This window comes from Streptomyces sp. LaPpAH-108 (genome assembly GCF_000373625.1).
In the GTDB taxonomy this organism is placed as follows: domain Bacteria; phylum Actinomycetota; class Actinomycetes; order Streptomycetales; family Streptomycetaceae; genus Streptomyces.
This window is the reverse complement of the sequence record NZ_KB891993.1, coordinates 114,587-128,156: the sequence shown is the minus strand read 5'-3', so window position 1 is coordinate 128,156 and position 13,570 is coordinate 114,587. Positions and strand designations below refer to the sequence as shown.

General features: G+C 72.7%; 10 protein-coding genes. 2 read left to right on the top strand and 8 right to left on the bottom strand.

All coding sequences use genetic code 11. The annotated features are described in order from the left end of the window. Nucleotides 1-100: 100 nt before the first annotated feature. Nucleotides 101-1,420 carry an MFS transporter gene (locus tag B079_RS0111975; protein WP_018546041.1) on the top strand — a complete coding sequence of 440 codons (1,320 nt, stop codon included), beginning with the start codon at nucleotides 101-103 and terminating at the stop codon, nucleotides 1,418-1,420. A gap of 36 nt (nucleotides 1,421-1,456) precedes the next feature. Here B079_RS0111975 and B079_RS0111970 read toward each other — a convergent pair whose 3' ends face one another. Both B079_RS0111970 and B079_RS0111965 read right to left on the bottom strand, forming a co-directional pair. After that, nucleotides 1,457-1,912 (bottom strand): cyclic nucleotide-binding domain-containing protein, encoded by a 456-nt coding sequence (locus tag B079_RS0111970; protein WP_018546040.1) that lies wholly within the window; start codon nucleotides 1,910-1,912, stop codon nucleotides 1,457-1,459. 324 nt (nucleotides 1,913-2,236) lie between these two features. Then, nucleotides 2,237-2,503: a hypothetical protein gene (locus B079_RS0111965; protein ID WP_018546039.1), complete on the bottom strand. Its 267-nt coding sequence runs from the start codon at nucleotides 2,501-2,503 to the stop codon at nucleotides 2,237-2,239. A gap of 143 nt (nucleotides 2,504-2,646) precedes the next feature. Between B079_RS0111965 and B079_RS0111960 the strand changes: the two genes are divergently transcribed. Continuing rightward, the gene (locus tag B079_RS0111960) at nucleotides 2,647-3,084 is read left to right on the top strand and encodes an ATP-binding protein (protein ID WP_018546038.1); all 438 of its coding nucleotides are present in this window, start codon (nucleotides 2,647-2,649) and stop codon (nucleotides 3,082-3,084) included. Nucleotides 3,085-3,129: 45 nt separating this feature from the next. Here B079_RS0111960 and B079_RS31795 read toward each other — a convergent pair whose 3' ends face one another. From B079_RS31795 to B079_RS0111930, 6 genes are all read right to left on the bottom strand, one after another. After that, a complete protein-coding gene (locus B079_RS31795) occupies nucleotides 3,130-5,442 on the bottom strand; it encodes an FUSC family protein (protein ID WP_037801532.1) in 2,313 nt (770 codons plus the stop codon). 163 nt (nucleotides 5,443-5,605) lie between these two features. After that, the gene (locus B079_RS31790; RefSeq protein ID WP_037801482.1) at nucleotides 5,606-7,021 is read right to left on the bottom strand and encodes an NAD(P)/FAD-dependent oxidoreductase; all 1,416 of its coding nucleotides are present in this window, start codon (nucleotides 7,019-7,021) and stop codon (nucleotides 5,606-5,608) included. 209 nt (nucleotides 7,022-7,230) lie between these two features. After that, complete coding sequence (locus tag B079_RS0111945) at nucleotides 7,231-7,665, bottom strand: ATP-binding protein (RefSeq protein WP_026248605.1); 435 nt, start codon at nucleotides 7,663-7,665, stop codon at nucleotides 7,231-7,233. Nucleotides 7,666-7,826: 161 nt separating this feature from the next. Beyond that, on the bottom strand, nucleotides 7,827-9,731 hold the full coding sequence (locus tag B079_RS0111940) for an AMP-dependent synthetase/ligase (RefSeq protein ID WP_018546034.1): 1,905 nt from the start codon (nucleotides 9,729-9,731) through the stop codon (nucleotides 7,827-7,829). A 261-nt stretch (nucleotides 9,732-9,992) separates the two neighbouring features. Then, the gene (glgB, locus tag B079_RS0111935; RefSeq protein WP_018546033.1) at nucleotides 9,993-12,200 is read right to left on the bottom strand and encodes a 1,4-alpha-glucan branching enzyme; all 2,208 of its coding nucleotides are present in this window, start codon (nucleotides 12,198-12,200) and stop codon (nucleotides 9,993-9,995) included. Nucleotide 12,201: 1 nt separating this feature from the next. After that, the gene (locus B079_RS0111930) at nucleotides 12,202-13,566 is read right to left on the bottom strand and encodes a maltokinase N-terminal cap-like domain-containing protein (protein WP_026248604.1); all 1,365 of its coding nucleotides are present in this window, start codon (nucleotides 13,564-13,566) and stop codon (nucleotides 12,202-12,204) included. Between the last annotated feature and the right edge of the window lie 4 nt (nucleotides 13,567-13,570).

Genomic DNA, 13,570 nt, shown 5'->3' with positions numbered 1-13,570 from the left:
CGGATCGCGATACGGGTTCGGCCACCGGCGGGAGTTGCTGCGATAGTGAGGCCCGAATCGAAAGATGTATCGAGCAACGGATCGAGCGACCAGGAACCCCGTGGACACGAGCGAGAGCAGCAGCACCGACCCAGGCACCGCCGCCACCCCGCCCGCCGAGGCCGCGCCCGCCGACCCGCCGCCCCGGCGCGGCTGGCGCCGCTGGGCGATGGACACCCGGCCCCTGCGCATCCCGGCGTACCGGCGCCTGTGGACGTCGACCATCGTCACCGCCGTCGGCAGCCAGCTCACCGCCGTCGCCGTGCCCAAGCAGATCTACGACATCACCCACTCCTCCGCCTGGGTCGGCTACGCGAGCCTCGCGGGTCTGGTGCCCATGGTGGCCTTCGCGCTGTGGGGCGGCGCGGTCGCGGACACCGTGGACCGGCGCAAGCTGATGCTCGTCACCAACACCGGCATCGCCGTCACCTCGCTGCTCTTCTGGGTGCAGGCGTTCGTCGGACTCGACGCGGTGCCCGTGCTGATGGTGCTGCTCGCCGCCCAGCAGGCGTTCTTCGGGCTCAACTCCCCGGCGCGCAGCGCTTCGGTGGCCCGGCTGGTCCCGGAGTCGGAGCTGCCCGCCGCCAACGCGCTCGGCACCACCGTCATGCAGACCGGACTGGTCGCCGGACCGCTGCTCGCCGGTGTGCTGATCCCGGTCGTCGGCCTGCCCGAGCTGTATCTGATCGACGCCCTCGCGCTGTGCGTCACCGTGTGGGCCGTCTTCCGGCTGCCCGCGCTGCCGCCGCTCGGCGGGAAGGCCGCGCGCCGGGCCGGGGTACGCGAGATCGCGGCCGGGTTCCGGTACATCGCCGGGCACAAGGTGCTCCTGATGTCCTTCCTCGCCGACATCATCGCCATGGTCTTCGGCATGCCCCGCGCGCTCTTCCCGGAAATGGCCGCCGAGACCTACGCCCCCTGGGGCTCGGGCTTCGCGCTCGGCCTGCTCTTCGCGGCCGTACCCGTCGGTGCCGTGCTCGGCGGACTGTTCTCCGGCGTGTTCTCCCGGGCGCGCTCGCACGGCTGGATGGTCATCGGCGCCGTCGTCGCCTGGGGCCTGGCCGTCGCCGGGTTCGGACTCAGCGGCAACCTCTGGGTGGCCGTCGCCTTCCTCGCCGCCGCGGGCGTGGCCGACATGGTCTCCATGGTCTTCCGGGGCGCCATCCTGCTCTCCGCCGCCACCGACGAGATGCGCGGCCGGATGCAGGGCGTGTTCACCGTCGTCGTCGCGGGCGGACCGCGCCTCGCGGACGTGCTGCACGGTACGGCGGGAGCGGCCTTCGGCACCCGGGCCGCCGTGGCGGGCGGCGGGGCGCTGGTCGTCGCCCTGATGCTGGTCCTGGCCGCCGCGGTCCCCGCGCTGCGCCGCTACCGCGTCTGAGCCCTGCCGCGCCCGCTGCCTTGACGTGCCCGCTCACTACAGCGGAGTGGTCCGCCGGATCGCGTACTGGTCCATCAGCTTGCCCCGCGTGGTCTCCAGCCGATGGGCCAGGATCTCGGCGACCGTGCGCACCAGCGAGAGCCCGAGCAGCGGGTCCTCCACGCACACCCCGAGCACGGAGGGCCCGTCGAACTCGTAGGCCCGTACGTTGCTGAAGGCCACCGCCCCGAAGTCCCACTCGTAGGGCGGGAACAGCCAGGACCAGCCCAGCAGGTCGCCCGCGCCGAGCGTGGCCACCGTGACGTGCTGGTGCGAGGTGACCTGCTGGTCCAGGGAGACCGCCCCCGAGCGGATCACCCAGAACCGGTCGGCGACCCCGCCCGCCTCGAAGATCCGGGTGTCCTCCGGGAAGGACACCTCCTCGGCCAGTTCCATCAGCCGCTCGCGTTGCGCTCTGGGCAGGGCGGTCAGCAGTTTTATCGCCTTGGTCATACGCGGGGCTCCTCACCGGGCGGCGGTTCGGGTGCTGTCCCTCGAGTGCTCTCCCTCGGCCCGCTGCGAAAGTCCCGTCTGCCCCGCAACCGGCCCTAAGCCCATTTCAGCCGCTCCCGCCCCACCGGGCACCTCGGCGGCCCGGCACCTCGCCGCCACACCGGCACGCGGGCAGAGAAAAGCCCTGGCTGGACGGGGGAAACCAGCCAGGGCGGTCAGACATGACGCACGGGAGAGCACAGCGGGAAAGCCTCGCGCCGCTCCCTCGCCACGTATGAGTGAACGATAAACCACCTTCGGGCGCGGCGGCCAACCCCTCCCCGCTCACGTGACCCGCCTCACTCCCGGTCCCCTCGGTCCCACCGGGCCCGGCTCCGGGGCCGCCAGCGCGCCCGGCGCGATGATCTCCGTCAGCACACTGCCCACCACCTCGTACGCCCGCGCCCGCTCGGACGCCTCCCGGGCCTGGTCCGGATCGGTCGCCGTCAGGCTCTGCGCCCGCTCCCGCCAGACCCGCTCCTCCTCGGCGGCCACGTCCCGGCCCCGCCGGATGCGCCGCAACAGTTCGTCCGCGTCCACCACATCGGTCATACCCGTCCCCTACCCCTTCCGGGCCCGGTGATGACAGTGGCACCGACGGTGTTTGACACCGCCACGACAGGTCAGCCGGAAGGAGAGACCCGGCGCACTCGGGCCACGGGACGGCCGGGACTTTCCGTGAGGGAGGGATCAGGATGATGCGCGAGCGGCAGCAGCACACACCCGGCCCGGCCACGGCGCCTGACAGCGGGCCCCGGACCCCGGCCTACCGCCCCGCCGACGCGCGCAGCGCCGTACGCCGCACGCTGAGCGAGCACTGCCGCACCCGGGCCGTGCCGTGCGCGGACGAGACCCTGGACGACGCCCTGCTGGTGGCCTCCGAGCTGACCTCCAACGCCATCGTGCACGGCGGCGGGATCACCGGCTTCGAGGTCGACGTCGACAGCGCGGGCGTCCGCGTCTCGGTGAGCGACCGCAGCGACGCACCCCCGGTGTGCGCGGCCCGCGAGGCCGACCACTCCCGCACCGGCGGCCGGGGCTGGCCCCTGGTGTGCCTGCTCGCCCGGGACGTACGGGTCTGCGGGCTGCCGTGCGGCGGCAAGCGGGTCACCGCCGTCGTACCGCTGCGCTGACCAGACCTGCGGGCCCGGGATCTGACCTGCGGCCCGGGACGGGTCCTACTGCCGGGCCTTCTCCGGGCGGTCGGCCTTCCCGGCCTTCTCCGCCTTGCGGGCCTTCTCGCCCTTCCCCGGCTTCTCCGCCTTCTCGCTCTGGTCGCTGTCCGGCTTCTCGACCGGCACGCCGAGCGGACGCGCCAGACCCGAGACCGCCTCGTCCAGGCGCTGGAGATGGCGCAGCACGCGGTCGGTGACCCGGCCGTAGCGCGGGGCGCCGAAGGTGCCCGGCTCCAGCATCGACGCGATGCTCGGCCCCCTCTCGATCGCCGCGGGGGAGTGCGGGTCGCGCACGTGCTCGGCGATCGCCTCGATGTTGTGCACGATCCGCGAGGACACCCCGCTCAGCCGGGGGTCCTCCGCGATCGACGGGTGGCTCGGCAGCAGTTCCGCCGTGGCCGCGAGCGCCCGGCAGTGGTACGCGCACGTCTCCAGCAGGGCCAGCACATAGCGGGCGGTGTCCCGGCGCGAGCGCAGCGGGGTCACCGGATGCGTCAGCGGCTGAATGGCGGTGCGCAGATCGGCCAGCGCCTGGTCCATGTCCCGCGCCTTGTCCACCAGGTCGAAGTGGCGCTTTCCGCTGAGCTGGTCCACCGCCGCCCGGGTCGCGTCGGCCAGCTTGTCCAGGACGTCCGCCAGCAGCTCGTTGGTCCGCCGGTCGGTGCGCACCGGCAGCACCACGGCCGCCGTGATGATCCCGCAGGCCGCGCCGAGCGCCGTCTCCTCGATCCGCAGCAGCAGCACCTCCATGCTGTAGGTGTTCAGCAGCGTGTACAGCAGCCCCAGAGCCGCCGTCACGAAGAACGACATGAGCGTGTACGACAGGGGCGCCGTGTAGAACATGGCGAACACACACACCAGCACCAGGATGAACGCCGTCCAGGTGTGGTGCCCCACCACACCGGCCAGACCGATACCGGCGACCACGCCGAGGATCGTGCCGAGCAGCCGACGGGAGCCCTTGACCAGGATCTCCCCGGTGGAGGCGGTGTTGATGAACACGATCCAGCAGGTCAGCACCGCCCAGTACCAGCGCTGGCTGGACAGCAGCTCGCCGCCCGCGATGGCCAGCGCCGAGCCCACGGCCACCTGGACCGCCGCCCGGGTCGTCGGCCGGTGCAGCCCCGACTCGTCGGGCTTGTCGTCCTCGCTCTCCTCGCTGCCCTCGATGCCCGCCTCCTCCGCGTCCAGCTCCTCGCGGGAGCGGGCGGTGGCGGGGGAGTCGTCCGACTCGTCCTGCGGGCCGTCCAGCGCGGTGCGCAGACCGAGCACCGCGCGGGCCGCCTCCCCGATGCCCCGGAACACGTCCTGGACGGGCGGGGCCGCCTTCGGCAGGTTCTCCGCCTCGCGGTAGCCGAGCAGCCGGTTGCGGACCTGGGCCAGCGCCGTGCCCGACGCCTCGCCCACCGGGCGCATCACCAGCAGCCGCAGCGCCTCCAGGTCCCGGCGCATCGTGGCCCGCGCCTCGTCGCGCACCGGCAGCTGGCCGCGCGAGGGCAGCGAGGCGCCCGGCAGATGCAGCGTGAGGGTGTCGGTGCGCTCGGCGCTGCGCGCGGTCAGCAGCAGCAGCCCCAGCCGCTCGGCGGCGATCTCGGCCTCCGCGATGCGGCGCTGCAGCAGCTGGGCCATCGCCTCGTCGTCGGTGCCCCGCTCGAGGCGGCCCTGGATCATCAGCGCCGTCTCGTGCAGCCGGGCGGTGCCGGTGCGCAGGTCGCCCAGCACCTTGTCGATGTCCTCGGGACCGGCGTCCAGCAGCTCGATCTGGCTCGTGATCAGCAGCCCGAGGCGGGCCCGGAAGGCCCGGCGCAGCCGGTCCAGGGTGCCTGCGGCGGTCTGCGGCAGCAGCACGAACCGCGCCAGCGCGCTGCACACGAACGCCACCGAGATGACCACGAACAGCGAGGGCAGCAGATCGACCGTGGCCCGTACGAACAGCGACAGGAAGTAGATCTGGAAGCCGATCAGACCGAGCCCGGTGCTCCGGTCACCGAATCTGCGCCCGTAGACGGCGCAGAAGATGAGCAGCAGGAAACAGGCGTCGCTGACCAGCGGCCACTGGTTGAGGACCGCGCCGAGGGAGACCGCCGCGAACGCGACGGGCACGCACAGGGCCAGGGTGATGATCTGGGGGCGCCGGTCGATCTCCCGTACGGCGAAGGTCGCGGACATCGCCGCCATGGCGCCCGCGACCAGCTGCGGCACCGGGAAGCGGAGCAGCCCGAGTGCCACCAGCGTCATGGCGATGGCGATGACCGTGCGCAGCCCGGCGGTCAGCCGCAACAGCCCGGGATCGGACGCGGAGAGCCGGTCCCACATGCGTACGAGCACCGCACGTTCCACTGCCTTCACGCCGCCGCGCTCTTTCTTCCGTGCCGGAACATGATCCGCACACCAGCATGTCATGACGTGCGGCGCCGCTCGCCTTCACCTGGCGGGCGGCGCCGCACGTCAGGGGCCCGGGGCGGACCCCGGTGCCGTCTCAGGAGCCTCCGACGGCCTTCCCCTCGACCTGTCCCTCGATGCGCCCCTCGGCCTCGGCCCGGTCCACCTCGGCCCGCGCCTGCTGCGGCGTCAGATAGCTGTCGGTGTACTCGAAGTCCTTGAGCTTGGCGGGCTTGCGGGCCTGGAAGCCGGTGCGGACGAAATCGTCGCCCGCGACGGCGTTCAGGAGCCAGTTGACCAGCACCCGCGCCTTGGCGACGTTGGTGCGCAGCGCCGACCAGTGGTAGCCGCGGGCCACGAGCTGGGCCAGGACGCCGCGCAGCTCGATGCCGAGCGGCCGCGAGACCGCGTCCTTGCCGCCGAGGTCGACGACGAGCCCGAGGTCCTTGTGCACGTACGGCTTGAGCGGCTGCCCGCGCAGCGCGGCGATGACGTTGTCCGCGACCACCTTGCCCTGCCGCATCGCGTGCTGCGCGGTGGGCGGGCAGATCGCGCCCTCCTCGTGCTTGGCCAGGTCGGGCACCGCGGCGGCGTCCCCGAGGGCGAACATGCCGTCGTGGCCCGGCACGGTCATCTCCGGGGTGACGGCGAGCCGTCCGCGCACCGTCTCGGCGTCGAAGGTGCCGACCAGGGGACTGGCGGCGACCCCGGCGGTCCAGATCAGGGTGTGGCTGGGCAGCACCCGGCCGTCGGTGAGCGTGACCTCGTCCTCGGTGACCTTGGCGACGGAGACACCGAGGGAGACGTCGATGCCCCGGTCCCGCAGGATCTTCATCGCCTGCTTGCCCAGCCGGTCCCCGAGCTCGGGCATCAGCTTGGGCGCGATGTCGAGCAGATGCCACTTGATCAGGCTCGGATCGAGGCGGGGATAGCGCTGGACGGCGGCGTGGGTGAGGCGCTGCAGACAGGCCGCGGTCTCGGTGCCCGCGTAACCGCCGCCCACGACGACGAACTGCAGCCGCGCCTCGCGCTCGGCGGGGTCGTCGCTGGCGTCGGCCAGATCGAGCTGGGAGATCACATGGTCACGGATGTACGCGGCCTCGGCGAGCGTCTTCATCCCGAAGGCGTGCTCGGTCAGGCCCGGGATGTCGAAGGTGCGGGTCACACTGCCCGGGGCGAGCACGAGATAGTCGTACGGCTCGTTGACGATCTCGTCGGTGATCGTGCGGATGACGCACACCTTGGCCTCGGGATCGACCCCGATGGCACCGCCCGGGATGATCCGGGTGCGGTACTTGCGGCTGCGGCGCAGGGAGACGGCGATCGACTGCGGGGTGAGCACCCCGGAGGCGACCTGGGGGAGCAGGGGGAGGTAGAGCTGATAGGAGAACGGCGTCACCAGCGCGACGTCGGCCTCCCCGGGTGCGAGTTCGCGCTCCAGACGGCGAACGCACTCGACGCCGGCGAAACCAGCGCCGATCACCAGAATCCTGGGTCGTGTCACGGTGTTCATCCCTTTCTGCGGCTCCCGGCGGACCGGCCCGACTGCCGTCCGCCTGCCCTGCACCGCTGCCACCACACACCCCGATCCCACCGCGCCGCGGGCCGTTGTGCCAGCCGGGCGGGGCAGGCAGTTGAACGTCAGCCGAACACCTGGGCATCACCCTGCCCCCGGGACGGTGGCGGCAACCGGAATCCCGCCGTGGCCCGCGCCACCGGACCTCACCAGGGCAGGAACGCGTGGATGTCCTTGCCGTCCTCGTCCACCACCACGCTCACCTGGTCGCACAGCGTGTGCAGCAGATGCCAGCCGATCCCGCCCCCGCCCGTGCTCGGCCGGAACGGGCGCGGCTCGGGCCGGACCGTGCTCGTGTCATGCATGATCACGTGCACCCCGTCGAAGGTACGGCGCAGCCGCAGCCCGAACGGACCGGGCGCGTACTGGATGGCGTTGGCCGCGAGTTCCGTGACCACCAGCAGGATGTCGTCCCAGTACTCGGACGCCCGGGGCGGCGTGTCCAGGGCCAGGGAGCGCAGGAACTGTTCCGCGGCCAGCCGCGCCCCGGTCACGTTGGACAGCTCGCCCGGGAAGGAGAACACACGCTCGTGCGTCTCCTGTGAGGGCGGTGTCCCGTCCCAGCGCGGCTCGCTCGCCATCTCGCGTCCCCGGCCCCGGAACACCCGGGGCGGTCGTGTCGACCGATCACTTTCCCTGCTGCGGGTTCCCCTCGCTCACCGGACTACGCGTCCGCCCGGTCACCGGTGATCATCCACCCGCGCCCGGGCCGCGCACCCCTTCTGCCCCACGGCGTCGCCTGCTAGCGGAACACGTTGTCCGAGTCGTCCCAGTCGGCCGGCTCCTGCGGGCGCGAGCGCCGCGCGGCACGGGAGCGGGCCTCGTACATCGCGTCGATCTCCGCCGAGAAGTGCCGCACGATCGCGTCCCGGCGCAGCTTCAGGGACGGCGTCAGCAGCCCGTTGTCCGGAGCGAACGGCTCCGGCAGCACCCGGTAGACCCGTATGGACTCCGCGCGCGAGACCGCGCTGTTGGCCGAGGCGACCGCCCGCGCCAGCTCCTCGCGCAGCGCGTTCTCCTCGCGGGCCTCCCGGCCGCCCGGCTCGCCGTGGAAGGCCAGCGCGGTCCGCCAGTGCGCCAGGAAATCGGGGTCCAGCGTGATCAGCGCGCCCACACAGGGCCGGTCGTCCCCGACGACCACCGCCTGGTGCACCAGCGGATGCTCCCGCAGCCGCTGCTCCAGCGGGGCCGGGGCCACGCTCTTGCCGCTGCTGGTGACCAGCACGTCCTTCTTGCGTCCCGTGATCGTCAGATACCCCTCGCCGTCCAGGCGTCCGATGTCCCCGGTGGCCAGCCAGCCCGAGCGCAGCGCGGCCCGGGTGCGCGGCTCGTCGCCCATGTAGCCCTGGAACACCGAGGGACCGCGCACCAGGATCTCCCCGTCGTCGGCCACCGCGATCTCGGTGCCCGGCAGCGGCAGCCCCACCGTCCCCGTCTTCTCCCGGCCCACCGGCTGCATGGTGATCCCGCCGCTGGTCTCGGTCAGGCCGTAACCGTCGTGCAGATACAGCCCGATGCCCTCGTAGAACAGCGACAGATCACGGCTGAGCGAGGAACCCCCCGAGGTGCCGCGCTGGGCCCGGCCGCCGAGGGCCGCGCGCAGCTTGCGGTACACGGTCCGCTCGTACAGCGTGTGCTGGAGCCGCAGATCGAGTCCCGGGCCGGGTCCGGTGCCGAGCCGGGCGCGCTCCTGCGCCTCCGCGAAGTCCCGCGCCGTCTGCGCCGCCCGCTCGAACACCGCCCCGCGCCCCGCCTGCTGGGCCGTGCGCAGGAAGGTTTTGTACAGCTTCTCGAACACCGAGGGCACGCCGTAGAGGTACGTCGGCCGGAACGTGGCCAGCGCCGAGGCCAGCGCCTCCTCGGTCATCTCGGGCTCGTGCGCCATCAGGAAACCGCCCCGCAGGCACATCTGCATGATCATGAGCCCGTACACGTGCGAGAACGGCAGGAACGCCAGCACCGAGGGCTGCTCACCGGGCGGCCCGGCGGTGTGGCCCCAGCCCGCCAGCAGCACGTCGCACGGATAGGCCAGCCCCTGGTGGCTCAGCGCGCAGCCGAGCGGACGCCCCGAGGTGCCCGAGGTGTACGCGATGACCGCCGTGGAGTCCGGCAGCACGATCCGGCGCAGCGACTCCACCGTGGTCAGCGGGATCTCCGCGCCCCGCTCGGCCAGTTCGCCGAGCGCGCCCGCGTCCAGCTGCCAGACGTGCTTCAGCCGGGGCAGCGCCGCGCACACCGTGCCGACGGTCATGATCCCCTGCTCGTCCTCCACCGCCACGGCGACGCAGGACGCGTCCCGCAGGATCCACTCCACCTGCTCCCGCGAGGAGGTCGGATGGATCGGGACGATCTCCGCGCCCACGGTCCACAGGGCGTGCGCCAGCACCGTCCACTCGTAACGGGTGCGGGCCATCAGGGCCACCCGGTGGCCCGGTGAGATCCCGGCGGCCACCAGCCCCTTGGCCAGGGCGACCACCTCGTCCCGCAGGGTGGCGGCCGTGACCTCCTCCCACACGGTCGCGGCGGCGTTCTTGCGCCACGCGAGCAGGGGCAGGCCGGGATCGCGGTCCGCGGTCTCGAAGACGGTGTCGGCGAGCCCGCCGGTGGGAGGCGGGACCGCTGCTGGAGCGAGGGCGACGTCGCGCATGGCGCTGCTCCTGGTATGTACCGAGGGTGACTCCGCCGATCGGCTCTGTGTCGGCGGTGCACGAATCTAGCCCAGGTAAGCGCTTTCGGTGAGGGGAAGCGGAAACTCGTGATCGAGCGATGATCTTTGGGCGCCCGGTGGGCCCCGTGAACCGCCCTTCCGCGGACATATGAGGACCGCGGTTCACGGCCACGGGTACGGCGCGAGGGGCGGCCGGAGTCCGACGACTCCGGCCGCCCCTCGGCGGCCTCACCCGGCGGCTCAGCCCGCGGGCGTGAGCCAGACCGTGGCGAGCGGCGGCAGCGTCAGCCGCACCACCCCGTCCTGCGGCTTCAGCCCCTCGGCCGCGCCCGTGGCCACACCGCCGCCGCCGTACCGCGCCGCGTCCGTGTTCAGCGCCTCCCGCCAGACCGGGACCTCGCCGGGCACCTGGAGGGCGTAGTCGTGGCGGACGACGGGGGAGAAGTTCGACACCGCGAGCAGCGGGGTGCCCGCCTCGTCGTAGCGCAGGAACGCGAAGACGTTGTCGTCGGCCGCGTCGCACAGCACCCACCGGAAGGCGCCCGGGTCGGTGTCCCGCTGCCACAGCGCCGGGGTGTCCCGGTACCGCGCGTTCAGGTCCCGCACGAGATCCTGGACGCCCCGGTGGTCGCCCGCCGCGCAGTAGCCCTCGTCCAGCAGCCACCACTCCGGACCGTGCGTCTCGGACCACTCCCCGCCCTGCGCGAACTCCTGCCCCATGAAGAGCAGTTGCTTGCCCGGGTGGGCCCACATGAAGCCCAGGTACGCACGGTGGTTGGCGCGGCGCTGCCACCAGTCGCCCGGCATCTTCGACACCAGCGCCTGCTTGCCGTGGACCACTTCGTCGTGGGAGATCGGCAGGACGTAGTTCTCGCTGTACGCGTACACCATCGAGAAGGTCATCTCGTGGTGGTGGTACTTGCGGTGCACCGGCTCCTTCTGCACGTACTCGAGGGAGTCGTGCATCCAGCCCATGTTCCACTTCAGCCCGAAGCCGAGCCCGCCGCCGTCCGTCGGCCGGGTCACCCCGTCCCAGGCGGTGGACTCCTCGGCGATGGTCACCACGCCGGGGCAGCGCCGGTAGACGGTGGCGTTCATCTCCTGGAGGAAGGCCACCGCGCCCAGGTCCTCCCGGCCGCCGAAGACGTTCGGCTCCCACTGCCCGGAGTCGCGCGAGTAGTCGAGGTAGAGCATCGAGGCGACCGCGTCCACGCGCAGCCCGTCGATGTGGAACTCCTCGCACCAGTACACCGCGTTGGCGACCAGGAAGTTGCGCACCTCGGTCCGCGCGAAGTCGAACTCGTAGGTCCCCCAGTCCGGATGCTCGGCACGGCGCGAGTCCCCGGGCTCGTAGAGCGGGTCGCCGTCGAAGCGGGCCAGCGCCCAGTCGTCCTTGGGGAAGTGCGCGGGCACCCAGTCCATGATCACGCCGATGCCCGCCTGGTGGAGCTTGTCCACCAGGTACTTGAAGTCGTCGGGCGAGCCGAGGCGCGGGGTGGGCGCGTAGTACGAGGTGACCTGGTAGCCCCACGACCCGCTGAAGGGGTGCCCGGCGACCGGCATCAGCTCGACGTGCGTGAAGCCCATCTCCTTGACGTACGCGGGGAGTTCGTCCGCGAGCTGACGATACGTCGACCCGGGTCGCCAGGACGGCAGATGGACCTCGTACACCGAGAACGGTGCCCGGTGCACGGGCGTGTCCCCGCGGTGCGCCATCCAGTCCGCGTCGTGCCACGCGTGCCGCGACACCGCCACCACCGACGCCGTGTCCGGCGGGACCTCGGTGGCGCGGGCCATCGGGTCGGCCTTCAGGAACCGGTGACCGTGCCGCGAGGTGATCTCGAACTTGTACCGCGCGCCCTCGCCGATCCCGGGCAGGAACAGCTCCCACACCCCGGACGCGCCCAGCGAGCGCATCGGGTACTGGGTGCCGTCCCAGAAGGTGAACTCCCCGGCCACGCGCACGCCTTGGGCGTTCGGCGCCCACACCGTGAACCGGGTGCCCGCCACCCCCTCGTGCGTCATCGGCTCCGCGCCCAGCGCCTTCCACAGCTCCTCGTGGCGGCCCTCGCGGATCAGATGCAGATCCAGCTCACCGAGCGACGGCAGGAAGGCGTAGGGGTCGTGGACCTCCCGCTCGCCGTCGTCGTAGGTGACGAGCAGGGTGTACGCCGGGATCTCCCGGTAGGGCAGCACGGCGGCGAACAGGCCGCCGCCCTCCGACTCCAGGGCGCCCCGCTCGCCGTCCACGACCACGTGGACCGCGCGGGCGTTGGGGCGCAGCGCCCGGAACAGCACGCCACCGGGCACCGGGTGGGCGCCGAGCAGGGCATGCGGATCGTGGTGCGCGCCGCCCAGGAGCCGGTCGCGCTCGGCGGCGTCGAGCGGTGGCGCGAGGGCGCGCAGCGGGCCCGCGGTCTCGGGGGGAGAGGTGTCGCGCAGTGCCATGTCAGCCTCCCCACGCGGCGAGTCGCTCGATCGCGGCCATCGGTACCGGCAGCCAGTCCGGCCGGTGTCTCGCTTCGTACAGCACCTCGTACACCGCCCTGTCCGTCTCGTGCGCGCGCAGCAGCGCGTGCTTCTCGCGTGGGTTCCAGCCCGCGCGGGCCGCGTAGCCCGCGCAGAACGCGTCCCGGCAGCGCTGCGCCCATTCGGGTCGCCAGGGGCGGCGCTGCCGGGCCGCGTAGTCGAAGGAGCGCAGCATCCCGGCGATGTCACGCACCGGGGACTGCGGGGCGCGCCGTTCGTCCAGCGGACGGGACGGCTCACCCTCGAAATCGATCACGAACCAGTCGCGCCCGGCCCGCAGTACCTGGCCGAGGTGCAGATCGCCGTGCACCCGCTGCACCGGCGGCCCCGAGTCGCACGAGGCGAGCGCCGCGAACGCGGCCCGCAGACCGGGCACATGGGGCCGCAGACCGGGTACGGCGCGCGCGGCGGCGTCCAGCCGCGCGCGCATCTGGTCCGCCGTACGGCCCCGCTCGCCGGGTCCTGCCGGGGGGAACGCCTCGGCCAGCGCCAGATGCACCTCGGCCATGGCGCTGCCCAACTCCCGTGCCTCGGCGGTGAAGTCGTGGCCGTCGGCCAGCGCGCGCAGCGCCAGCGTCCACCCGTCGGCGGCGTCCGGCAGGAACGGCTGGAGCACGCCCAGCGTCGCGGGCTGCGGGCTCGTGGTGCTGAACCAGGCCACCGGCGCGGGCACTCGCGCACACCCCTGCGCGGTCAGCGCGTTCGGCACCTCCAGGTCCGGGTTGACGCCCGGCTGGATACGGCGGAACACCTTCAGGATGTACGCATCGCCGTACACGATCGAGGAGTTGGACTGCTCGGCGGTCAGCAGCCGGGGTGCCAGACCGCCCGGCACCCGGGCGGCCGGGTCCGTCTCGAAGCGCAGCGGGCCCGCCTGGCCGGGACGGCGCAGCCGCTCCAGGAGCAGATGCGCCGAGCGCGGATCGTGCAGCGCGTCGTAGACGGCGAGGCCCTTGAACGGCCCCTCCTCGGCGCGCCCGATGAAGGCGCGCTCCAGGCGCGGTGCCATCTCCTCGCGCAGGCCGAGGAGGAGTTGGTAGCAGTCGCCGGGCGGGGGAGTGCCGCCCGGGGTGGGCAGCGGCGCGTGCGAGGCGTTCACCAGCAGATGCAGACAGCCCGGGAACAGCTCGGTCATGGACAGCACCGTCAGATCGGTGACGGGCCGGTCCTTTCCCGCGAACCAGCGCTGTTCGGGGAGCCATGCGAGCAGCAGGCCGCGCAGCGAGGACGGCCGCCGTCCCGCGTCGACCGCGGCGCGGGGGGAGAGGGTGATGGTCTTCGGCATGGTC